Origin of the sequence: Roseibium sp. (assembly GCF_965229775.1) — a bacterium.
Taxonomy (GTDB): Bacteria; Pseudomonadota; Alphaproteobacteria; order Rhizobiales; family Stappiaceae; genus Roseibium.
Genome location: NZ_OZ245929.1, coordinates 137,972 through 160,838, shown reverse-complemented (window position 1 = coordinate 160,838; position 22,867 = coordinate 137,972). Strand labels below are relative to the sequence as shown.

Below are 22,867 nucleotides of genomic sequence, written 5' to 3'. Positions count from 1 at the left end.
CAATACTACTCCGATTGGATTTGGTCATGGACATCTGAGACGAGACGCCCGGCTGTGAATTTGTCTGTAACGAGAAGATCGATGATGCCGGCCTTCAATGCGCCCTGAATTGCACGCGTCTTTGATTGTCCGCCGGCCAGCGCAATCACCCTGTCGATCCGGGCGAGTTCGGCCAGCGTCATGCCAATGACACGCTCGTCGAGAGGCGTTTTCACGGGGTTCCCGTCAATGTCAAAAAACCGCAGGCTGACGTCACCAACACCGCCGGCTTCCTTTACTGCTGCGAGCTCTCGGGTGGAAAACACGTTGCCGCTGCGTGCCAACATGCTGGACGGCTCTATTGCTCCGATCCCGACGATCGCCAGCGTGACTTTCTCGAACAAATCCATGGTTTCGCGCACATAAGCGTCACCCGAAAGAACCAGTTTGGCTTCCCTTGATTGCGCGACACCCGGAGCGCTCAACAAAAATGCTTCTGCTCCCGTGAGCCTGGCCAGGCGAGTGGTCAGTTGATTGGCGTGGATCTGGACTGTCGGGTCCCCCATGCCTCCGAGTGTTTGCACGACAAACTTGGCCTTGCCGGATTTCATCGGATGAATGTTGTCCACCATCTTCAAAATGGTTTCGGACCAACTTGAAACTCCTATGATTTCGCCAGGCTGAAGGGTCGCCTCGACAAAGTGCGCGGCAGCTTCTCCAATTCGCGCCATGATCGCTCCGTCCCGATCTTCCGAACACTCAACGACAATCGCCTCGGACAAGTCGTATTTGTCGCGCAGGGCTGCCTCCAGATCTGCGTAGGTGCCGGACGGAGCCACCACCGTTGTTCTGACGATCTCTTCTTCCTGTGCACGTTTCAGCATTCGCGAAATGGTCGCCTGCGAGATCCTCAGGTGTTTGGCGATATCGGCCTGACGCTGATTTTCCACGTGATACATCTGGGCAACGCGCGCAATCATTCGAAGTTCGTTAAGCCGGGACATTCGGAGGACCTTTTGAGGACTAGCAGTGAATAAAAATTCACTACAGGCTGAGTGTGGTGCGTGCAATGGCGTCTCGCCAATCAGCGCGCAAATCTGTCCTTTCTTCGTCGGGAATGCTTGCTTCGATGGGAACGTCATGAGAAATAACGCTTCTCAAGGCATCCAGATCGGGCCAGAAACCGTATGCAAGGCCCGCCAGATAAGCTGCTCCCAGGGCTGACGTTTCGGAGTTTCTGCAAGGTGTTACGGGGTGTGCAAGAAAGTCGGCCACCAATTGCATCAGGAAGCCATTTTCGCTCGGGCCTCCATCGACAAAAAGCCTGCCCACCTTCATTCCGGACCCTGTAATGACATCCAGGATATCAGCAACCTGTTGCGCCAGGCTGTCAGCCGCAGCCCTGGCGACATGGGCAGGCTCGGTTACAAAAGACAGGCCGGAGATCAACGCGCGCGCCTGTGCGCTCCAATGAGGCGCACCGAGACCAACATGCGCAGGCACCAGGCACACGCCATTGGCGTTTTCGACCGTTTCTGCCAGATCAAGCAGATCATCCACGTTCTGAAGGCCCAGGATCTTTGCAGTCCAGGGAAACACTGACGCGCTCACCAGAATGTTGCCTTCAAGGGCATAGGTTGTCTGTCCTTTGAGGGACCAGGCGATCGTTGTCGTCAGCCCGCCGGGCGGTAAAACAAATTCCGGAATTGTGGTCATGATCGACGAACCCGTGCCGAAGGTGACCTTGCCATCGCCGTTTTCGAATGCCCCGTGACCAAACAGGGCCGCATGTGAATCGCCGATCGCAGATGAAATAGGAACACCCTCGGGCAGAACCCCTGTATTCCGCGTTTCACCAAAGATATGTGCGGAATCGTGGACTTCGGGAAGCGCAGCCGGATCGACTCCGAACAAGCGGCAAAGGCTGTCGTCCCATCTTCCCGAAGCAAGATTGAACAGTTGTGTGCGCGCTGCATTTGAACGGTCCGTGGCATGCACGCGTCCACCCGACAACTGCCAGATCAGCCAACTGTCCACTGTTCCGACGCAGATGTCGTCAGTGCCTGCGCCGTGATGCGCGAGCAACCAGGCGATCTTCGTTGGTGGAAACAAGGGATCAAGCGGCAAGCCCGTGCGCGCAATGACGTCAGGTTCATGCCCTGCCGCCTTCAGGTCGGCGCATGCTGCCGCTGTCCTGCGGCATTGCCACGTCAAAACCGGTCCAAGGGGCTCACCCGTCTTCCGGTCCCAGATCAGCACCGACTCGCGCTGGTTGGAGATTCCAAGTGCGCATACGTCCGCGTCCGGTGCCTTGCGGAGGCAATCCGCGATCGCGCCCTGAGTTGCTGTCCAGATCGCCATGGGATCCTGTTGCACCCATCCCGATCGGGGATGCTCAATGGGGACCGGTGCACTGGCTGAGGCGACGATCTCCCCTGTTTGCGAAACAAGCACGGCCTTGGAGTTCGTCGTACCTTCGTCAATCGCAAGAACGACACTGCGCGACACGATCTATCCTTTGCGCCTCAGTAGGTTAGCTGTACTTCCGGCGATGCCGTCCGGCGACATACCGAATTCTTCCAGAAGAAAGTTTGCTGAACCTGTCGGAGCAAAGACACCCGGCACGCCCAATCGTTTCATTGGGACCGGACATTCGTCCACGACAACTTCTGCAACGGCACTTCCAAGACCGCCATAAACCGTGTGCTCTTCGCATGTGACTATGGCACCTGTCTCTTCTGCAGCCTTGACGATGGCTTGCGTGTCTATCGGGCGGACCGTGGCCATATTGAGGACACGTGCCGATATCCCCTGTGATTGGAGCATTTCCGCCGCGATCATCGCTCGAAAGGTCAAAGTCCCGTTGGCGATGATGGTCACGTCGGCCCCCTCGCGCAAGACGTTGGCTTGCCCTGGACTGAAGACGTGGTCTTCAGGAAACAGGTCCGGTACACCAACCCGGCTCAAGCGCAGAAAGAGTCCCCCTTGGTAACTTGCAGCCCACTTGATGGCGGCTGCTGTCTCGTTTCGGTCCGCCGGCGCAACAACAGGGACATTGGGCAGGGCCCGCACCCACGCAAAATCTTCAATCGAGTGATGAGTTGCACCAAGCTCGCCATAGGCAAGACCCGCGCTGATACCGACCAGTTTCACATTTGTTTCAGAATAGGCAACGTCGGCCTTGATCTGTTCAAGTGCGCGGCCGGTCAGAAATGGCGAAGCGGCGCAAACAAAGGGGATCTTCCCTCCATTGGCAAGTCCGGCACCGACGCCGACCATGTTCTGTTCGGCAATGCCGACATTGATCAGACGCTCCGGAAACTTGTCACGAAACCCTGCCAGCTTCGAAGACCCAACCGAATCGTTGCATACGGCAACAATTTGTTCGTTGGACGCACCCAGCTGTTCCAGCGTTCCCGCAAACGCATCGCGGCAGTCGTGTAACCTGGCTGTTTCGAAGGGTGCATTCATGGTGCTGCCTTTTCCAATTCAGCCATCGCCTGTTTGTACTGGACTTCATCAGGCACCTTGTGGTGCCAGGCCACGTTGTCGGACATGAACGAGACCCCAGATCCCTTGTTCGTGTGAGCAATGATGCATTTCGGTTTTGACGACACGATCGGCGGTGAATCGAGCGTCGAACAGATCTGATCCATATCGTGACCATCAATCTCGTCGACCGACCAGCCAAATGCTTCGAGCTTCGGCCGGAAAGGCGCAATGTCGTTGGTTTCTTCAAGACGCGCGCCTTGTTGCAGCCGGTTGTGATCAATGATCAAGGTCAGGTTCCCCAATTTGAAATGCGCCGCAGCCATGATCGCTTCCCAGTTCGACCCTTCTTGCATTTCGCCATCGCCGGTAATCACGAAAGTCCGCCAGGATGCTGTGCTCAGCTTTGCCGCCATTGCCATTCCAACAGCAATCGGCAGCCCATGCCCCAGCGGACCGGTGTTGGTTTCCACACCTGGAACTTTTGTGCGGTTCGGATGCCCGTTCAGCCTCGAATGAGGTTTCAGGAAAGTCGAAATTTCGTCTTTCCGAATGAAGCCTTTCTCTGCCAGAACGATGTACAGCGCGAGCGCTGTGTGGCCTTTGCTCAATACAAAGCGGTCGCGGTTTGCCGCCAACGGATCGTTCGGATCTACCGACATGACCTTGAAATACAGGGCCGTCAGCAGATCAATGACCGAGAGCTCACCTCCGATATGTCCCGCTCCCGCTTCAAAGACGGCTTTCAGGTCGCGTTGCCTGATGCGGTTTGCAATGATTTGAAGTTCCTGCGTGTTCATTGTCGATCCGTGTATAAAAATTCACACTTAAAAAAACATGCAAAATGAGCAAGTGTCAAGCGACCACGGCAAACCAATTGAGTTCAATGTGGATCGAGCGTTACTGCAAGAGCCGATTGACATCAGAAAAAGAAGAAGGTACGAAATAAATATCGCACATGAATAAATATGCGATACGGGAGGAGCAGAAGCACATGACGACGTCTACCGAGACGGAGACCAAGCCGAAACACTCGGACTTTTTTTCGCTCAGCGGGGCGACAGGGCCCTTGATCGGGCTATTGCTGTTGTGCGCGTTCCTGTCCGTTGCAACCGACTCGTTTCTTTCCTTCAGAAACTTTCTGAACATTGCCGATCAGATCACGGTCCTCGGCATAATGGCCGTAGGAATGACCTTCGTCATTCTGATCGGCGGCATCGACCTGTCGGTCGGATCGATCCTGGCCTTGTCCATGATGGTTCTCGGTTATCTCAACGTCGAGGCCGGCATGCCCATGAGCGTTGCGATCACCGGTGCTTTGCTGGCGTCGGCAATCGCGGGCGCAGCGTCAGGGTTGCTCATTACCGAATTCAAAGTTCCTGCGTTCATTGCGACATTGGCGATGATGTCGATCGCACGCGGGCTTGCGAACATGATCACCAACGGATCTCAGATCATCGGGTTTCCCACCTGGTTCAACCTTGGCGCCATCATTCGTCACTTCGGATTTTTGACCGTCACTGTCGCGGTGATGCTCGTTGTCTTCATCGTTGCCATCCTCTTTCTCCGCTTTCGAGAAGAAGGCCGATCGCTCTACGCCATTGGCGGAAATCCCGAAGTGGCCAGACTTGCGGGCATCAACGTGCGGCTGACGACAGTCATGGTCTATGTTGTTTGCGCGGTTCTATCCGGACTGGCGGGAATACTGCTTGCCGCCCGCCTCGACTCGGTCCAGCCGAGTTCGGGTGTCGCCTATGAATTGGACGCAATTGCCGCGGTTGTGATTGGGGGCACCAGCCTTTCCGGAGGAACTGGGGGCGTGGTCGGAACGATCATAGGTGTTCTGATCATTGGCGTGCTGCGCAATGGCCTGAACCTGCTCAGCGTATCGCCGTTTCTTCAGGCCGTCATCATTGGGCTTGTCATCGTTTTGGCGGTAGCAGCGGAAACTTTCAAACACCGTGGTGCGCGATGAGAGCCGCTAATCCCGACCGCTCGTTTCAGCAGTCTTCATTGGTCCGATCGCTCGGGCCTTCAAGGGTCCAAAAAATGAAGAGGACCGTCAAACCAGGAGGAGATACCATGAGAACAAGTTTTAAGAGCCTAATTGTTGCGGCCGCGATGGTGGCAACGTCAGGCGCAGCCCTTGCCGAAGGCGTCGGCATCAAGAAGATCGGCCTCGCGGTGCCAAACCTCCAAGCCGACTTCTTCAATCAGATTAAGCTCGGTGTCGAGGGCTATGCAGGCAAGCTGGGCATTGAGGTCATCGTCGTTGATGCAAAGAACGACACCGCCACGCAAGTGAGCCAGGTTCAGGACTTGATCACCCAGGGAATTGACGCGTTTATCTACATTCCGGCCGGTGCTGCAGCCGCTGCCGTGCCGACGCGCTTGGCGCGCGCCGAAGGCATTCCCGTCATCAATGTTGACCGCGAACCTGAAGGCGCGCCGGGCGACACGGTGATTTATGGTGAAAACGTACTGTCCGCTTACCAGGTTTGCGACCACATCATTGGCCTGGCAGGCGGTGAAGGCAAAATGGTGGTGATTCACGGTCAGAAGGGCACAACGCCGGAAGTACAACGTTTTGAGGGCTGCAAGCGTGCCATCGATGAGAACCCGGGCGTGGAGCTGGTTGCCCAGCAGTGGAGCCAGCAGTGGTCGCCCGACGAGGGCTTCCAGATTGCCCAGAACATGTTGCAGGCCAATCCTGACATCAAGATCATTTTCGGCCAGGCCGACGGTCTTGCCATGGGTGCGGCCAAGGCAGTCGAGGTGGCAGGTTTGGCCGATCAGGTCATCATCGGCGGCTATGACGGCGACGGGGCCGCACTGGAATCGCTCGTGGCTTGCGACACGCCTTTCATCGTAACGGCGACGCAAAGCACGCAGGCCATGGGGGTTTTGGCAGTCAATTCGGCCATCGCTGTTGCCAATGATGCTTCCGTTCCGGCGCGCCAGATCCCGAATGCCGTGCTGACAACGTGCGACGACGCGGCCAAATTCGTCGAGAAGCACCCCTGAGTTGACAAAATAACCGAAAGCGCCATGACAATGCCGTCAGACATGTCCACGCCACTCCTGTCGCTTAGGAATGTGCGAAAGTCCTTCGGGCCGATCGAAGTCCTGCACGGGATCGATCTGGACATCAAAGCCGGTGAGGTCGTGGCGCTTTTGGGTGAAAACGGCGCAGGAAAGTCGACGGTTTCGAACATCATCTCCGGAACGATCCTCCCCAGCTCCGGTGAAATGAAATGGCAAGGCGCGCCGTTTGCGCCCGCCAGCCCGCGCGAAGCGATCGATGCCGGCGTCAGCATGATCCATCAGGAACTTTTGCTGCTTCCGCATCTTTCGATCGCTGAAAATCTTTTTGTCGGCCGCTATCTCAAGAAGGCTGGATTTGTGGACCGCAAAGCGATGGAAGAGCGAGCGCATTCAGGTCTGCAGCGTCTGGGTCTCGACATATCGCCACGGCGTCTCGTTCAAGGCCTTTCGACCGCCAACCAGCAATTGATCGAGATCGCGAAGGCGTTGACGCTGAATGCCAGGCTCCTGATCCTGGATGAGCCAACGGCTGCTCTGGGCAGCGAAGAAACCGCGAAACTGTTCGAGCAGATTGAGCGGCTGAAACAGGACGGTGTGGGTATCATCTACATTTCGCATCGGCTCGAAGAGATCAAGCAGATCGCTGACCGCATTGTGGTGATGCGGGATGGTTCGAAGGTGCAGGAATTCGAAAGCGCGGATGTGCCGGTTCGCACGATTGTTGAAGCCATGGTGGGGCGCAGCCTTGAGCGCATGTTTCCTCCGATCCCCGAGCCGCAGGATGAAATCGTGCTTGAAGTCCGCGACTTGTTTTCGGCGCAGGGCAGCTTCTCGGACATCAGCTTCAATGTTGCTCGCGGCGAAATATTCGGTATCGCCGGACTGGTGGGGGCGGGCCGCACCGAGCTTGCGAGGGCGATAGTGGGGATCGACCCGGTTTCCAAGGGGAAGGTCCTGCTCGATGGCAAGGACATTTCTCCGCGAAAACCACAGGATGCCATCCGCAACGGGATCGTTCTGGTGCCCGAAGACCGGAAGCAGCAGGGTCTCGTACTGCCACATTCCATCGCAGAGAATTTCGCGTATTCGAACATGAACCAGGTCGCGAAGAAGGGCTGGGTGACAAGAAAACGGACCCGGGCCTTCGCCGACGGCGGAATACTGAAGTTTGGCGTAAAAGGAAAAAGCCACCAGAACGCCGACGAACTATCAGGGGGGAACCAGCAGAAAGTCGTGATCGCCAAGTGGCTCGCCCGCAATCCGCGTGTCGTCGTGCTGGATGAACCGACACGAGGGATCGACGTCGGTGCACGCTCTTCGATTTACGACATCATCGTTGGCCTTGCCCAGGAAGGGGTATCGGTCATCGTGATCAGTTCCGATCTGGAAGAGGTGCTCGGTGTATCCAATCGCGTAATGGTCATGGCGCAAGGCAGGCTTTCCGGAATACTGAAACGAGAGGAGGCAAACGACGTTTCAGTCATGGAACTTGCAACAATGTGAAATTTGGGCAGCGAAGAATTTGAGGACCTGTCATGTCGACTAAGAACCTGAATGCCCCGGCGTTGTTCGATCTCTCTGATCGCACCGCACTTGTAACCGGTGCCGGCAGCGGTATCGGCCAGAGAATAGCACTTGGCCTGGCGCAGTGCGGAGCCGATGTGGCGCTGGTGGACCGTCGTTCTGATGGCGGCCTTCAGGAAACCGCAGAACTCATTGCATCCGCGAAACGAAAGTCCCTGCAAATCACTGCGGATGTGACATCTGCTGCGGACATGGCCAATGCCGTGAGCCGCACCGAAGCGGAACTCGGACCGCTGCGCTTGGCGCTCAATGCTGCCGGCATCGCCAATGCCGATGCATGCGAAGACATGAGCGAAGAGCAGTACCAAACGTTGATGGACATCAACATGAAAGGTGTTTGGCTGTCTTGCCAGGCCGAAGCGCGCGCCATGCTTTCTCATGGACAGGGTGGGTCCATTGTGAACATCGCTTCAATGTCAGGCGTGATCGTGAACCGGGGATTGATGCAGGTGCATTACAACGCCTCGAAGGCAGGCGTCATTCACATGTCGAAATCCATGGCAATGGAATGGGTCGATCGTGGCATTCGTGTAAACTCGATTTCTCCTGGCTACACAGCCACACCAATGAACACGCGCCCCGAAATGGTGCACCAGACCAAGGACTTCGAGAGCCAGACTCCCATGCAGAGGATGGCGGATGTCAATGAAATGGTGGGACCGGCTGTCTTTCTGCTGTCGGATGCCGCTTCGTACTGTACAGGCGTGGATCTTCTCGTTGATGGTGGATTTTGCTGCTGGTAGGGTCTGCGTTCCTTGGACCCACGACGGTTTTGGTCAATGCTTGTGACGCGCGCCAACTCCGGCAGAACAGTCCTCTATACGCTTCCGTCCCTGAGCGACGAGAAATAGGTATCGTCACCGATCTGTCCCCCCTTGAGGGCGATTTCGATCTTATGGCCGTTTTCAAGGTGTCCATGACACACCGGCGATCCGGGTGTTGCCGCCAGGGGGTAGCGTAAAGTCAGCGCATAGATCCCGAGTTCGCTCAAGGCATGGCTTGATGTGTCGCCACCTGCGACGACGACCCTCTTCAGGTCGTGCAACTGCTGAAGCTTCGCAAGGAGACGTCCGAGCGTCTGACCGACACGGTCCTGATCACCTGCCATGGTTTCCGGTTCAGTGCCTTGGGCCCCTTTCGCCGTGTAGAGCAAGGGACTTGATCCTTCAGACAAGATGGCGGAGCCGAGGTTAAGCACGCGCTCATATTCTTCTTCCAACCCCACCCCGCTCACGAGAGAGGCATAGTCAACCTGAACGCCTTTAAATCCGCGCTGCAGAGCATGATCTATTTGCCTGCCGGTTGTTGGCGAGCAACTTCCCGAAACAACCGCAATGCGGGAGTGGGCTTCCAGCGGTTGAAAGCTTGGCCTGGACAGAATTTTCCCTGATCTCTCCCATGCGTGCAGCAGTGCGTATTCAACACCCGAAGACCCGATAACGAATGGGCCGAGCCTGGAAGCGTTTGCATTCAGAAATTCGCCGGCAGCCTGCTGCGACGCATGATCGAACACGTCGAGCAACAGTGACACATTCGGCGGTTGACCCTCACCGGTCGAAAGGCGGTTTGCGAGACCCGGCAGATCCTCCGGTGAAACGCTTGCAATCGGAAGGGGTGTTTGTTTTTCGAGATGCTTCACGAGATCGGCTTCATTCATCGGCGTGGCCGGGTGCCTGCTCATCACCGGGTGCCGGTCAATGCGATAGATCTTGTTTTGGTAAGCGGCGAAAAGGTTGCCGAAAAACGTGTATCGGCGCAGTTGCGGAGCGCCGACGACGATCGCCGTCCGTTCCTGACCGAAGACCGTCAAGCCGAGTTCGAGTGCGCGCCCGATCGATCCCTTGTCCGTTGCGCTGTCAAATGTCGAGCAGACCTTGTAGTGGCAAAAGCGGGCGCCGAGATCGCGTAGCCAGGAAAAGGAGGCGGGCATGGCTTCCGACATCCATTCCGGTGACTGGCTCCTGCTGGTTCCGGCAAGGCCAATGGCCTTGAATGCACTGAAACATTCCAGGCGGGACGGGTCGGGGATCGATGTGAACAGGACCGTTTCGACCCCGCCTGCCGACAGTGCCTCCATGACATCGGTCGAGCCGGTGAAGTCATCTCCGTAGTAGGACAGGAAAAAACCGCTACTCATGACCCGGAGCCGGGTTGTTGCTTATCTCCAAACATTGCCAATGCGTCGCGCAGCTCCCTGTGGCCGCGGGCAAAAACCTCGATCGGCATGCCGCTCAGAGATGCCTCGGCAGCCTGCCTCAGGCTCGCGACCCCGCCTTTCACCCCGCCGGGGTGGCCCATGATGCCGCCGCCGGCGCAGAAGATGAAATTCGTATGGCCGATCGCGTTCAAGGTGGCTTCCATCTGGACCGCGGTTTGTCCCGATGAGAAAACCGGCATGGCCTGGTATCCGGGTGAACCGGCCAACGGCTGGTTCAAAAGGCGGGCATTTTCCATCACGACTTCGTCCGGCTCCGTGAACTTGTTGGCGATCCCGTTGACGTGCAGGTGGTCTGCGCCTGCCAGTCGCCAGAGTTTCTGCCAGACCCTGAAATCTATACCGATGTCTGGAGACCGGGAATAGATGCCCCAGCCATTGCGATGGCAATGAAGCGGCAATTCGCAGTGCCTTCGCATCGCGCTCAGACCGACCAGTCCGAGCGAGAACAGGCTGACCATCACGCATGTGCCGCCGGCTTCACGCACGAGGTCTGCATTGCGCCGCATCTGGTCCAGTTCGTCGGTGATGTTGAACGCATACATGACCTTATTGCCGGTCCGGTTCGCATGGTCGTTCAGGACTGCCATGACCTTGGAAACCCGGTCTGGGAACGGGCAATATGGTCCGTTGGCCTGCAGCTCGTCATCCTTGATGAAGTCGATGCCACCCTCGACCAGGGTGCGAACGAGTTCGGCCGTTTCTTCAGGAGACAGTCCGACGCTCGGCTTGATGATCGTTCCGATCATCGGCCTGCCGCTCACACCTGCGAGTTCCAGGGTGCCCGTCTGGCCGAATGCGGGTCCGGGGTAAGCTGCGGCGAAGTCCTCCGGGAGCGAAACGTCAGTCAATCTGAGTGCCGACACTTCCGATAATTCAAACAGGTTGCCGGCAACCGTCGCCAGCAAGTTGGGCAAGGATGCGCCGAGATTGGCAAATGGCCAGGAGATTTCGATTTCACCGCGCCGGTAAGTGTCGGCACCTATCCGGCAGGGCAGGGATGGTGCGGTCCGGGCGGATGTCTCGGTGATCCTTTCGACACGTGCGCCTGAACGCTCTCTCAGGAGATCCGTCTCGCCAGGGACCTTCAGAAAGGTGCCCGACGACTGTTCACCGGCAATGACGCTTGCCGCACTGTCCAGCGACAGAGGCGTTTCCAACTCGTAGGTGGCGTGCAGCCTTTGCATTGGCTTCCTTTGCTCCCATTTCCATATTCATCGTCTTATCAACTTATCATACCAGTTGACAACATGATTTTCATATGTGTTAATCCGACCAGAAAATACTGGAGGAACCATGAAGATCGCGCTTATCGGTGCGGGAGGCAAAATGGGAGTGCGGCTTTCCCGCAACCTCAAGAACTCCCGGTACGACGTTTCTCACGTTGAGGTCAGCAGTGCGGGCAGGGACCGGCTGAAGGCCGAGGTTGGGGTCGATTGCGTTGACGCCGACACAGCTCTTGCGAGCGCCGAGGCAGTCATTCTGGCCGTGCCAGATACCGCGATCCGCGCAGTCGCGGCCGGACTGATCGACAAGATCGCTCCTGGAACGATCGTGATCGCGCTGGACGCTGCCGCGCCTTTCGCGGGGCATTTCCCCGAGCGGGAAGACGTTACCTATTTCGTGACGCATCCGTGCCACCCACCGATCTTCAACGACGAGACCGAAACGAACGCCAAACGGGATTTTTTTGGCGGGATTGCAGCCAAGCAGGCGATCGTCAGCGCATTGATGCAAGGCCCCGAAGAGCATTTTGCCGTTGGTGAAGAGATTGCGAAGACGATCTTCCAGCCGATTCTGCGATCTCACAGGGTCACCGTCGAACAGATGGCACTTCTGGAGCCGGGTCTCTCAGAGACGGTGTGCGCCACCTTGCTGGTCATCATGAAGGAAGCCATGGACGAGGTCGTTCGTCAGGGCGTTGATCGCGACGCTGCCCGGGACTTTTTGCTCGGCCATCTCAATGTCCTCGGCGCTGTCGTCATGGAAGAAGTCGACGGCGTCTTTTCCGACGCCTGCAACAAGGCGATCACAAACGGCAAGACGCGCCTCATGCGCAGTGACTGGATCGGCGTGTTCCGCCCGGAAGAAATCAAGGAGAGCATCCGGCAGATCACCTGATCGGGATGGCCGGATGCGTCAAGGATCCGGATTGCCCCGACCTGCACCGCGCACGCCCGGGAGGAGCTGGTGGTGCGCAAACTGGTACCAAATCATCTTGGGAGGAAAATCATGACTATTACCCGCAGAACCCTGCTCGCGGGAGCGGCACTCGCCGCGACCTTGCTGGCTCCGGCCCATGCATCGGCGAAAGACCTGATCGCGATCATTACGCCCTCGCACGACAACCCGTTCTTCAAGGCGGAAGCCGAGGGCGCCCAAAAGCGCGCGGAAGCGCTTGGCTATGAAACGCTCGTGCTCGTGCACGATGATGATCCGAACAAGCAGAACCAGCTGTTCGATACGGCCATCGCCAGGGGAGCGAAGGCGATCATTCTCGACAACGCCGGGGCTGACGCCACCGTTGCTCCCGTCAAGCGGGCCAAGGAAGCCGGAATTCCCTCGTTTCTGATCGACCGCGAGATCAAGGAAACCGGGATTGCCGTTTCCCAGATCGTTTCCAACAATTACCAGGGTGCTCAGCTCGGAGCCGAAGAATTCGTCCGGCTTATGGGCGAGGAAGGGAAATATGCCGAGTTGCTTGGCCGCGAAGCCGATACCAATGCCGGTATCCGGTCCGCCGGATACCACGACGTGATCGACCAGTATCCGGATCTGGAAATGGTTGCCCAGCAATCGGCCAACTGGAGCCAGACCGAGGCCTACGAAAAGATGGAGACGATCCTGCAGGCCAATCCGGAGATCAAAGGTGTCATTTCAGGCAACGACACGATGGCAATGGGAGCCTGGGCCGCGCTGAAGGCTGCGGGCCGCACCGATGTCATTGTCGTGGGGTTCGATGGCAGCAATGATGTGCGCGACTCCATCCTGGAAGGAGGCATCAAGGCCACTGTCCTGCAGCCTGCCTACCGCCAGGCGGAGATCGCGGTCGAGCAGGCTGATCAGTACCTCAAGACAGGATCGACCGGTCAGGACGAAAAGCAGTTGATGGACTGTATCCTGATCACCGCCTCCAATGCCGGCGACCTGGAAACCTTCTCGCTGAAGTAAGACCCGCGACGGCTGCGCCGGTTTCCGCCGCAGCCGTCCCAGGTTCCGGATACTTGCAGCGGCAACGCAGCATGCCGGAACTGAATTCCAGCAGGAGGTTTTGAAGTGAAACGCGGCAGCACCGTCTCACTCTTTCTGGCGATCGCGTCCGTTCTCGGCCTGGGTGGATGCAAACTCGAACGAAACGATATCGCTTCGGAAGGATCGTCGCAGCAGGTCGTCTCGGGTTCGCAGGGCGGAGACATGACCGCGCTTGTCGAGGGGATCTGGGAGAGCCAGGTGGTTCCGCACCTTCGGCAGACCGCAACAGACATGAAAGACCTCGCGGCTGCGATCGGGACCGACCTTGACAGTGCAGGGGAGGCGAGCGGATATCGTCCGTCCAGCGAGGGAAGCCCCTGGAATTTTGCAGTGCAGGTCCACGGGGTGATCGTGTCGGCCAAGACCGATACGCGCGCAGCGACCGCCGATGTGGATGTGAACGGGGACGGGGCCGCAGATGTGACCCTTCAGCTTGGTCCGGTGATCCGGGGTACGGCCCTGCGCGATATCCTGCCATTTGTCGATTTCTCGTCCTTCACCGACCAGATCGAGTTCGCCCAGTTGTCGCGATCCCTGAACACGCGCGCCTACGAGACTGTTCTGAAGGACCTTCCGCGCGATGCTCTTGCAGGACAAACGGTCGATGCGATCGGGGCGTTCACCGAGCGCGGCAAGGGACCGCCCTATCTTGTGACGCCGGTATCAATGAAGGTCGGCGGACAATGACGTCGGCACGACACGAAATCGGGCTTTCGGTACGCGGTGCCAACAAGGTCTATCCGGGCACCGTGGCGCTGAAGGATGTCAGCTTCGACGTACATCTGGGCGCCGTCAACGTTCTGGTCGGAGAGAACGGCGCAGGCAAGTCGACGCTGATGAAGGTCATTGCCGGTGTCGAACAGCTGACCTCCGGTGAGATCCTGATGGAAGGCGAGATCAAGGTTTTTCCGGATACGCGCGCAGCGGCGGCCGATGGCATCGGCATCGTCTTTCAGGAACTGAACCTGTTTCCGAACATGACGGTCTCCGACAATATCTTCATCGCCCGTGAGAAGACCCGGGGCGGTGTCGACATCTGCGCTCAGAAGCAGAAGGAAGACGCCGCGGAGCTCATGAAACGGCTGGAGCACGATATCTCGCCCGATGCACTGGTGTCCGACCTGAGGATCGGCGAACAGCAGATCGTGGAGATTGCCAAGGCGCTCGCCCAGGATGCCCGCATCCTGATCATGGACGAGCCGACCTCCGCGCTGAGCGCGGCCGAAGTCGAGATTCTGTTCCGCGTCATCGAGGACCTGAAAAAGCGCGGTGTCGGTATTGTCTATATCTCGCACCGCCTCGAGGAGCTGATCAGGATCGGCGATTACATAACGGTTCTCAGGGACGGGGTGCGCACCGGCGCGCGCTCGATGGAGGGCGTGGATGTCCAGTGGATCGTGCAGAACATGATCGGTGCGGCCTCGAAGGATTTCGCGAAATCCGTCGAACATGAATTCGGAGAGCAGGTGTTCCGCTGCGAGGACATCTGCCTGACGGGGCGTACCGGGAAGCTCGTCGTCGATCACGTTTCCCTGTCCTTGCAGGCGGGGGAAATCGTCGGCATCTACGGATTGATGGGCGCAGGGCGTTCCGAGCTGTTCGAATGCATCATGGCACAGCATCCGACCTGCCGGGGGTCGTTCTTTGTCGACGACCGGTTGCTGGACGAACCGGATGTTGCCGGCCGCATCGCGCGCGGGCTGGCGCTTATCCCCGAAGACCGGAAATCGGAAGGCCTGATTCAGATGCTGCCGATCCGCGAGAACATGTCGCTGTCCAGTCTCGGCAAATTCGTGCGGCATATTCAGTTGAACCTTAGACGTGAACGTGAAGAGGTTGGCCGGTTCGTGAAAGATCTCGCGATCAAGATCGCCAGCATGGAAAACCCGGTAAGTTCGCTCTCCGGCGGCAACCAGCAGAAAGTCGTCATCGGCAAGGCCCTGATGACAGCACCCAAGGTGCTCCTCATGGACGAACCCAGCCGAGGCATCGACATTGGTGCAAAAGCCGAAGTGTTCCGGACGATGCGAAAGCTCGCCGCGGAAGGGCTCGGTATTCTTTTCGTCACGTCGGACCTGGAAGAGGTCATGTCCCTTTCAGACCGGATCATCGTCATGTCGAATGGCCGGATCACAGGGGAATTCGATGGGGGCAATGCATCCGAAGAACAGATAATAGCCGCGTCCGCGATCGGTCATGCCCCTGATCGTGTGCCAGGCCAGAAGAACGGGAGACCTCACGCATGACGTCGCTAACAGCAACTGAGCGCCAGGGCGCTGCGGGTGGTCAGTCCATGATACTGCTGCTCCTGAAGCTCCGTACCTTTATCGCGCTGATTGCCGTGTTTGCTTTTTTCTCTTTCGCGGCTCCGAATTTCCTGAGCGCCGCCAATTTCGTGATCATGTCCAAACATGTGGCGTTGAATGCGTTTCTGGCCATCGGGATGACCTTTGTCATTATCACCGGCGGCATCGACCTCTCGGTCGGATCGATCGTTGGCCTTTGCGGCATGGTCGCGGGCTACCTGATCCTGAACGGTGTGGATCTCGGGATCGGATATTCGCTTTATTTCAATCTCTTCGAAATCATCCTGATCACGCTGGCTGTCGGTGTCCTTGTCGGCGCGGTGAACGGGATGCTGATAACGCGGTTGAATGTTGCGCCGTTCATCGCGACGCTTGGAACGCTATACGTCGCGCGCGGTCTTGCTCTGCTGTCTTCCGACGGCGCCACGTTCCCGAACCTGGTTGGTAACGAAGCCTACGGTTCAACCGGGTTTTATCTTCTGGGGGCCGGCAGTTTCCTGGGTATCCCGATCTCGATCTGGCTGCTGATCGCCGTCGGCCTGTCGGCGGCCTATATCGCGGGAAGAACGCCCCTTGGGCGTCATATCTATGCCGTTGGAGGCAATGAAAAGGCAGCAGCGCTTTCCGGTGTGAAGATCAAGCGTGTAAAGATGTTCGTCTACATGTTCTCCGGATTTTGCGCGGCGATCGTCGGCCTGGTGATTTCTTCCCAGCTGGTCGCTTCCCATCCGGCGACGGGAGAAACCTTTGAACTCAACGCCATCGCGGCGGCTGTGCTTGGCGGGACGTCAATGTCCGGCGGGCGCGGGCGGATCGGCGGAACGATCGTCGGCGCATTCGTGATCGGTGTCCTGTCCGACGGGCTTGTCATGATGGGCGTCAGTTCTTTCTGGCAAACGGTCATCAAGGGTCTGGTGATCATTGCGGCTGTCGTGGTTGATCAGGCACAACAGAGACTGCAAGCGCGGGTCGCGCTGCAGCAACAGGCACTGGCGGCTTGAAGGGGAAGAAATGAAAAAGGGAGCTCTCATAGGGTGCGGATTCTTTGCCCAAAATCATCTGCATGCCTGGCAGGAATTGAGCGGCGTCGAGATTTCGGCCCTGTGTGACCGGGATACTGCCCGGCTCGGGGAAACGGCCGACAGGTTCAAGATCGAGCGCACCTACGCGGATGCCGCCGAGCTCCTGAATGCTGAGGAGCTGGACTTTGTCGATATTGCCACGACGGTCCAGACCCATCGCCCGCTTGTCGAACTTGCGGCGGCTTCGGGGGTCAACATCATTTGCCAGAAGCCATTCGCCGACACCATGGAGGATGCACAGGCGATGACGCGTGCTGCCGACGATGCCGGCGTATCACTGATGGTGCATGAAAATTTCAGGTGGCAGTCGGCGATCCGGGTGGTGAAGGACGTTCTGGACAGTGGACGGATTGGAGACCCCTTCTGGGGCCGCGTGAGTTTTCGCTCCGCCTACGATGTCTATTCAGGCCAGCCTTATCTTGCGACCGACGACCGCTTCATCATTCAGGATCTCGGCATTCACATACTGGATATCGCTCGTTTCCTTTTCGGTGATGCCCGCTCCATTGCTGCGAGCACAAAGCGCGTCAATCCGCTGATCAAAGCAGAGGATGTGGCGACCATGATGCTGGTTCACGAGACCGGGGTCACCAGCATTGTCGACTGCAGCTATGCTTCCTTGCTGCCGCGCGAGAACTTTCCCGAAAGCCTCCTTGAGGTCGACGGGCACACCGGGTCATTGAGACTGTTGCCCGGCTATCAGCTCGTGATTCAGTCTGCCGACGGCACTGAGCAGCAGGACGTTTCCCCGCCCTTGCTGCCTTGGGCCGAGCGGCCATGGCACAACATCCAGGAAAGCGTGCGCAACATTCAGGAGCACTTTATCGACTGCCTGCACGCGTCTGCCTCGCCCGAAACGTCGGGAAAGGACAATCTGAAAACACTGGAATTGGTCGAGGCTGCCTATCTGTCTGCCGCCGAAGGAAATCGAACCATTCAGCTGACCGGTTCATGAACATGCCCGTTTCCGAAGGACAGCGCCTTTTCGGCACCGGCAAACCACCGGCACCTCATCGCATACTGCGTGCAGGTGCACTGGATGTGCGGCTGGAAAACGGTAATCTGAGATATGTGAAATTCGGCGGCGTCGAAATTCTGCGCGCTGTCTCCTATGTCGTCCGCGACAGGGACTGGGGAACGCTTGAACCGGCAATGACGGATCTGGAAATCGAGGAGGCGCCCACCGGTTTCCGCATCACCTATCAGGCGACGTATGAGAACCAGGGATCGCTCCTCATAGTGGAGACAGAAATTTCAGGCGATAGCTCCGGCGCTGTCGAATTCGTCGCAACAGCATGTGCGGACCGGGATTTTGAAACCAATCGCACCGGTTTCAACATCCTGCATCCAATAGAGGGTGTTTCCGGTTCAAACGTCACCGTCGAGCATTGTGACGGCTCATTAGAAGAAACCGTTTTCCCGGATTTGATCGAACCTTGGCAGCCGTTCAAGTCGATACGTGCCCTGACCCACGCGCCTTGCGAAGGCCTCAGGGCGACGTGCCGCATGGAAGGGGATGTCTTTGAAATGGAGGACCAGCGGAACTGGTCCGATGCATCCTACAAGACCTATGTCCGTCCGATTGAACTGCCCTGGCCTTACCAGATACCCGCCGGCGGGACTCACCGGCAGGCAGTAAGCCTATCGATCACGTCGCAAGAACCGCAAGCGGTTCGCGCGCGCCAGGGTGTGGATGTGGTCGTCATCGAACCCGGCCCACCCAGTGATATCGCGTTCCCGAAGGTAGGATTGCTCGTATCCCCCGAGGATGCCGGACAGGCCATCAGGACAGGCGAACTTCTGGCGCGTGTCGCTCCGCACGCCATACTCTGTCACTTTGACCCCACCGCGGGTCACAATAATGAAGCGTTTGAGGATTTCAGGAGACTGCAGGACGAGCTGCACCTGCCGTTCGACCTGGAGTACGTTGTCGGATCAAGAACGAAGCTGGAAGATGAGTTCGAGCGTTTGCACGACAGTGTTGCCGGGTCCGGACTTGTTCTGAGTTCGCTCGCGGTCTGTCCGTCTGTCGACAGGCAGTCGACACCGCCGGGAAGCAAGTGGCCGGACTGCCCGCCGCTGCAGAGCGTCTACGAGGCGGCTCGGAAGTTCTTTCCCGATGTCCCCCTGGGAGGCGGGATGTTCAGCTATTTCACGGAACTGAACCGGAAGCGGCCCCCCCTGGATCTTCTGGATTTCGTGACCCATGCAACGAACCCGATCGTCCATGCGGCGGACGACATCAGCGTCATGGAGACACTGGAAACGCTCCCTCATATCACGCGGTCCGCGCGCGCCATCATCGGGAATAACGCTTCCTACAGGATTGGCCCCTCCAGCATCGGGATGCGTCAGAACCCTTACGGGTCGCGCACATTCGAGAACCCCGACGGAGACCGGATCTGCATGAGCCATGACGATCCGCGTCAACGCGGTCAGTTCGCCGCGGCCTGGACGATCGGATACGCGTCGGCAATCGCTCCCGCCGGTGTCGAAAAGTGGGTGCCGTGTTCATTTGCAGGCCAAAGGGGACTTGTAAGGGAAGAGGGAGGAGCCCTCCTGCCGGTTGGCCGGGCCGTCAGTTGGCTGACGCGACTGCGCGAAAAACGTTTGCTTCAATGCAGCAATACCGCCCCCCGCCGGGTTGCGGCACTTTGCATCGACACTGGAGTGCAACCGGAATTTTTGATTGCCAATCTTACGCCGGAGCAAGTTCAGGTTGACTGCCGGGAGCGTGTGAGCCTTGGGCCCTATGAAATCCTGTGGCTTTAGGTGCAGGGACTGACACCATTGCTCGCAGCCCGGTTGTCAGCGATATACTATCGTGGCGGTCAACAATGAGAGCGATTTGGCGGGTTATGGAAAACTGGAATGGCTCCGGAGCCGGCGAGGAAAAGATCACCCGGCAAAAGCTCTCCGATCAGGTTTTCGAACGGCTTCGTGAAATGATCGTGCGTGGAGATCTTGCTCCCGGTGATCCCATGCCTTCTGAACGTGAACTGATGAAGCGGTTCGGCGTGGGGCGTCCCGCCGTGCGGGAGGCCATGCAGATCATGCACACGCAGGGTCTCATCACGATCTCCCAGGGAGAACGCTCTAAGGTGAGCGAGTTGTCCGCGGACCTGGCGTTCCGGCAGATGGACATGGTTGCCAGGATGCTGTTGTCCTCGTCTTCGGACAACCTCGAACATCTCAAGGAGGCGCGGCGGTTGTTCGAGGTCGGGATGGTCAAGATTGCCGCGCAGTCCGCGACGCCCGAGGATGTTGCGGATCTGAAGCAACTGGTCGACGACCAGAAGAAGATGCTCGGCAACCCCTCTGACTTCATCCGTGTCGATATCGCCTTTCACAGCAAGATTGCCTCCATGTCGGGCAATCCGATCTTTGCGGCTGTCAGCGATGCGATGCTCTCGTGGCTTTTCAACTACCACACCGACCTGCTGATCTGGTCCGGCAGGGAAAACGTAACGCTTGAAGAACACATGGAAATTGTCGCGTGCATCGAAAGGGGCAACGCAGCGGACGCGGAAAACGCAATGCGCTCGCACCTGGACAGATCGCAGGATCTTTACCGCCACCATGACTGACCCGGTTTGGGCCAACTCCATTCAAGTGCAATCGTTGTTACGTAAGTTGCTTTCTTGGTTTGCTGATCACCTGGTGGCTTCAGTCCTGAAAGAACTCCGGTTTTTCCAATCTGATTTTTTCGAGAATTTTTTCGATCCGGCCGAGATGCTCGGTCAATGCTGGTTCGATGCGTGACTTGTCCCGGTTCTGGAGTGCGTCGATCAGAACGATATGGTCTTCATATGCGGTTTGTGCTGCTCCGATCGTCAACGAAATGAACCTGACGCGGTCCATATGAGCCTTTTGCTCCCGGATGAAGCTCCAGACGTATTCATGTCCGGCGATCCGGCAGATCGTGCGATGAAACGCATCATCCAGTTCGTGGAACAGTTTCTGATTGTTGGCATCAACCGCTGACTTCTGCTGTTTCAGAAATTCTTTCAGCTCTTTGATCTGTTCGCCGGTCACGACATCCGCCGCCGCGGACCAACAGGCGATCTCAAGAGCAATTCGAATAAATTTCGCACGCAGCACTGCTTCTTCGGAAATCTTTGAAATCACGGTGGCGCGCTGGGGACGGATCAACAGGAAGCCGAGCTGCGACAGCCTGAAAAAGGCATCCCTGACAGGTTGACGGGAGACACCAAGAGCCTTGGCGACGTCAACCTCCGACACCTTGGTCCCCGGGGGAAGGTCAAGGGACAGAATCTGCTGGTTCAGTTCTTCGAACACGGTGTCGGTGACGGACTGCACCTTTATCGGTCCGAGCGCTTTCAATGCGCTGTTTTCGCTCATACGGCGACTCTCCATTGACTTGACTAGATAACTAGCATATCAGTTGTCTAGCTGCAGTAAATGTTGGCTTTGTTTGTTCTGCGGAGACTATGATGGCATTTGGAATTGCGGAAGCAACTGAAAGTGCAAAAGCCCGCCTTTCCCCCGACCGATTGTTTCCGGCAGAAGCATCCACGCGGTCGGTTGCCAGAAGTCTTTACCAGGCAGTCTCGAAACTGCCGATCGTGAGCCCGCACGGTCACACCGACCCGCGCTGGTACGCAGAAAATGACCCTTTCCCGGATCCGGCGAGGCTCTTCATTGTTCCGGATCACTACGTGTTCCGCCTTTTGCACTCGCAGGGAATCGATCTGAGTGACCTCGGGGTCCCGCGCGCAGATGACGGCTGGACGGAAACGGACAGCCGCACGATCTGGCACCTTTTCGCGGAAAACTATCATCTCTTCCGGGCCACGCCCTCGCGTCTGTGGCTCGAGCATGCCTTTGAAGAGGTGTTCGGCTGGACACGGCGGCTTTGCGCAGAAAATGCGGACGAAGCCTACGATCATATTGCCGCATGTCTCGCAAAGCCGCAGTTCCGGCCGCGTGCGCTGTTCGAGCGTTTCAATATCGAGGTCATCGCCACAACCGAATCTCCCCTGGACGATCTGTGCTGGCACCGCGCGATCCGGGAGAGTGATTGGAACGGCAAGGTCGTCACGGCATACCGGCCTGACAACGTCGTTGATCCCGACTTCGAGGGCTTCACTCAAAACGTTGAGAAACTCGGCGAACTTGCCGGAGAAGACACCCTTGGCTGGCAAGGCTACCTCAACGCACACAGGCAGCGTCGTGCATTTTTCAAATCCCTTGGAGCGACGTCCACAGATCACGGCCATCCTTCCGCGCATACCGAAAACCTTTCGGCAGCGGAGGCGGACGGGCTTTTTCAAAGGGCGTTGAAGGGAACATGCACGCCTGCCGATGCGGAACGGTTTCGTGGCCACATGCTCACCGAAATGGCCCGGATGAGCCTGGATGACGACCTCGTCCTGCAGATTCACCCCGGCAGTTTCAGAAATCACTCCAGCCCTGTCCTGAACGCCTATGGCCGGGACAAGGGTTTCGATATTCCTAAGCAAACGACCTATGTCGACGCGCTGAAACCGCTGTTGGATGCCGTTGGTGAGGAGAAGAACCTCGGCATCATTCTTTTCACATTGGACGAAACCGCCTATTCGCGCGAACTCGCCCCGCTCGCCGGAGTATATCCGGCACTGAAACTCGGACCTGCATGGTGGTTTCACGACAGCCCGGAAGGAATGCTCCGCTTCAGGGAAATGACCACGGAAACGGCCGGCTTTCACAACACGGTCGGCTTCAACGATGACACCCGCGCATTTTGCTCGATCCCTGCCCGGCACGACGTGGCCAGGCGGGTCGACTGTGCATATCTCGCATCCCTCGTGACATCCGGGAGGTTGGATGAGGACGAGGCCTACGAGGTCGCGATCGACCTCGCATACAGGCTTGCAAAGCAGGCCTACCGGCTCTGAGGAGCCACATCTTCGGGA

At 57.7% G+C, this 22,867-nt stretch carries 20 protein-coding genes; 13 read left to right on the top strand and 7 right to left on the bottom strand.

Going from position 1 to position 22,867, the window contains the following annotated elements; genetic code table 11:
• Positions 1 to 5: 5 nt before the first annotated feature.
• The 4 genes from ACO07N_RS00740 to ACO07N_RS00725 are packed head-to-tail and all read right to left on the bottom strand — an operon-like array spanning position 6 to position 4,268.
• Positions 6 to 983 (bottom strand): sugar-binding transcriptional regulator, encoded by a 978-nt coding sequence (locus ACO07N_RS00740; RefSeq protein WP_421984360.1) that lies wholly within the window; start codon positions 981 to 983, stop codon positions 6 to 8.
• Between the two features lie 40 nt (positions 984 to 1,023).
• Positions 1,024 to 2,487, bottom strand: coding sequence for an FGGY family carbohydrate kinase (locus tag ACO07N_RS00735; protein ID WP_421979181.1), 1,464 nt, complete (start codon positions 2,485 to 2,487; stop codon positions 1,024 to 1,026).
• A 3-nt stretch (positions 2,488 to 2,490) separates the two neighbouring features.
• Positions 2,491 to 3,450, bottom strand: a complete 960-nt coding sequence (locus ACO07N_RS00730; RefSeq protein WP_421979180.1) for a transketolase family protein — start codon at positions 3,448 to 3,450, stop codon at positions 2,491 to 2,493.
• A complete protein-coding gene (locus tag ACO07N_RS00725) occupies positions 3,447 to 4,268 on the bottom strand; it encodes a transketolase (protein ID WP_421979179.1) in 822 nt (273 codons plus the stop codon). Before ACO07N_RS00725 ends, ACO07N_RS00730 begins: the two co-directional genes overlap by 4 nt.
• A 194-nt stretch (positions 4,269 to 4,462) precedes the next feature.
• Between ACO07N_RS00725 and ACO07N_RS00720 the strand changes: the two genes are divergently transcribed.
• The 4 genes from ACO07N_RS00720 to ACO07N_RS00705 all read left to right on the top strand — a co-directional run bounded on the left by ACO07N_RS00720 (position 4,463) and on the right by ACO07N_RS00705 (position 8,840).
• Complete coding sequence (locus ACO07N_RS00720; RefSeq protein WP_421979178.1) at positions 4,463 to 5,443, top strand: ABC transporter permease; 981 nt, start codon at positions 4,463 to 4,465, stop codon at positions 5,441 to 5,443.
• Between the two features lie 146 nt (positions 5,444 to 5,589).
• Positions 5,590 to 6,492 (top strand): substrate-binding domain-containing protein, encoded by a 903-nt coding sequence (locus tag ACO07N_RS00715; protein WP_421984359.1) that lies wholly within the window; start codon positions 5,590 to 5,592, stop codon positions 6,490 to 6,492.
• 42 nt (positions 6,493 to 6,534) lie between these two features.
• Entirely contained in the window at positions 6,535 to 8,016 is a 1,482-nt protein-coding gene (locus tag ACO07N_RS00710; RefSeq protein WP_421984358.1) for a sugar ABC transporter ATP-binding protein, read from the top strand.
• 32 nt (positions 8,017 to 8,048) lie between these two features.
• Entirely contained in the window at positions 8,049 to 8,840 is a 792-nt protein-coding gene (locus ACO07N_RS00705; protein ID WP_421979177.1) for an SDR family oxidoreductase, read from the top strand.
• 74 nt (positions 8,841 to 8,914) lie between these two features.
• Here ACO07N_RS00705 and ACO07N_RS00700 read toward each other — a convergent pair whose 3' ends face one another.
• Both ACO07N_RS00700 and ACO07N_RS00695 read right to left on the bottom strand, forming a co-directional pair.
• Positions 8,915 to 10,234: a four-carbon acid sugar kinase family protein gene (locus ACO07N_RS00700; protein ID WP_421979176.1), complete on the bottom strand. Its 1,320-nt coding sequence runs from the start codon at positions 10,232 to 10,234 to the stop codon at positions 8,915 to 8,917.
• The gene (locus tag ACO07N_RS00695; RefSeq protein WP_421979175.1) at positions 10,231 to 11,499 is read right to left on the bottom strand and encodes a ribulose-bisphosphate carboxylase large subunit family protein; all 1,269 of its coding nucleotides are present in this window, start codon (positions 11,497 to 11,499) and stop codon (positions 10,231 to 10,233) included. The genes ACO07N_RS00700 and ACO07N_RS00695 overlap by 4 nt, the downstream gene beginning before the upstream one ends.
• Positions 11,500 to 11,608: 109 nt before the next feature.
• Here ACO07N_RS00695 and ACO07N_RS00690 point away from each other — a divergent pair, with 109 nt between their 5' ends.
• The 8 genes from ACO07N_RS00690 (at position 11,609) to ACO07N_RS00655 (ending at position 20,539) form a co-directional block, all read left to right on the top strand.
• Positions 11,609 to 12,433, top strand: coding sequence for a phosphogluconate dehydrogenase C-terminal domain-containing protein (locus ACO07N_RS00690; protein ID WP_421979174.1), 825 nt, complete (start codon positions 11,609 to 11,611; stop codon positions 12,431 to 12,433).
• 111 nt (positions 12,434 to 12,544) lie between these two features.
• Positions 12,545 to 13,483 carry a D-ribose ABC transporter substrate-binding protein gene (locus ACO07N_RS00685; protein ID WP_421979173.1) on the top strand — a complete coding sequence of 313 codons (939 nt, stop codon included), beginning with the start codon at positions 12,545 to 12,547 and terminating at the stop codon, positions 13,481 to 13,483.
• A gap of 105 nt (positions 13,484 to 13,588) precedes the next feature.
• A complete protein-coding gene (locus ACO07N_RS00680) occupies positions 13,589 to 14,251 on the top strand; it encodes a DUF2291 family protein (RefSeq protein WP_421979172.1) in 663 nt (220 codons plus the stop codon).
• The gene (locus ACO07N_RS00675; RefSeq protein WP_421979171.1) at positions 14,248 to 15,810 is read left to right on the top strand and encodes a sugar ABC transporter ATP-binding protein; all 1,563 of its coding nucleotides are present in this window, start codon (positions 14,248 to 14,250) and stop codon (positions 15,808 to 15,810) included. The genes ACO07N_RS00680 and ACO07N_RS00675 overlap by 4 nt, the downstream gene beginning before the upstream one ends.
• On the top strand, positions 15,807 to 16,871 hold the full coding sequence (locus ACO07N_RS00670; protein WP_104705205.1) for an ABC transporter permease: 1,065 nt from the start codon (positions 15,807 to 15,809) through the stop codon (positions 16,869 to 16,871). The genes ACO07N_RS00675 and ACO07N_RS00670 overlap by 4 nt, the downstream gene beginning before the upstream one ends.
• 10 nt (positions 16,872 to 16,881) lie before the next feature.
• A complete protein-coding gene (locus tag ACO07N_RS00665; protein WP_421979170.1) occupies positions 16,882 to 17,907 on the top strand; it encodes a Gfo/Idh/MocA family protein in 1,026 nt (341 codons plus the stop codon).
• Complete coding sequence (gene apnL, locus ACO07N_RS00660; RefSeq protein WP_421979169.1) at positions 17,904 to 19,724, top strand: D-apionate lactonase; 1,821 nt, start codon at positions 17,904 to 17,906, stop codon at positions 19,722 to 19,724. Before ACO07N_RS00665 ends, apnL begins: the two co-directional genes overlap by 4 nt.
• A 65-nt stretch (positions 19,725 to 19,789) precedes the next feature.
• On the top strand, positions 19,790 to 20,539 hold the full coding sequence (locus ACO07N_RS00655; protein WP_421979168.1) for a transcriptional regulator NanR: 750 nt from the start codon (positions 19,790 to 19,792) through the stop codon (positions 20,537 to 20,539).
• 79 nt (positions 20,540 to 20,618) lie between these two features.
• Here the strand turns inward: ACO07N_RS00655 and ACO07N_RS00650 are convergent, their stop codons facing one another.
• Positions 20,619 to 21,314 (bottom strand): GntR family transcriptional regulator, encoded by a 696-nt coding sequence (locus ACO07N_RS00650; protein ID WP_421979167.1) that lies wholly within the window; start codon positions 21,312 to 21,314, stop codon positions 20,619 to 20,621.
• A 92-nt stretch (positions 21,315 to 21,406) separates the two neighbouring features.
• On the opposite strand from ACO07N_RS00650, the gene uxaC reads away from it, so the two are divergent.
• Positions 21,407 to 22,849, top strand: coding sequence for a glucuronate isomerase (gene uxaC, locus ACO07N_RS00645; protein ID WP_421979166.1), 1,443 nt, complete (start codon positions 21,407 to 21,409; stop codon positions 22,847 to 22,849).
• The last annotated feature ends 18 nt before the right edge of the window (positions 22,850 to 22,867 follow it).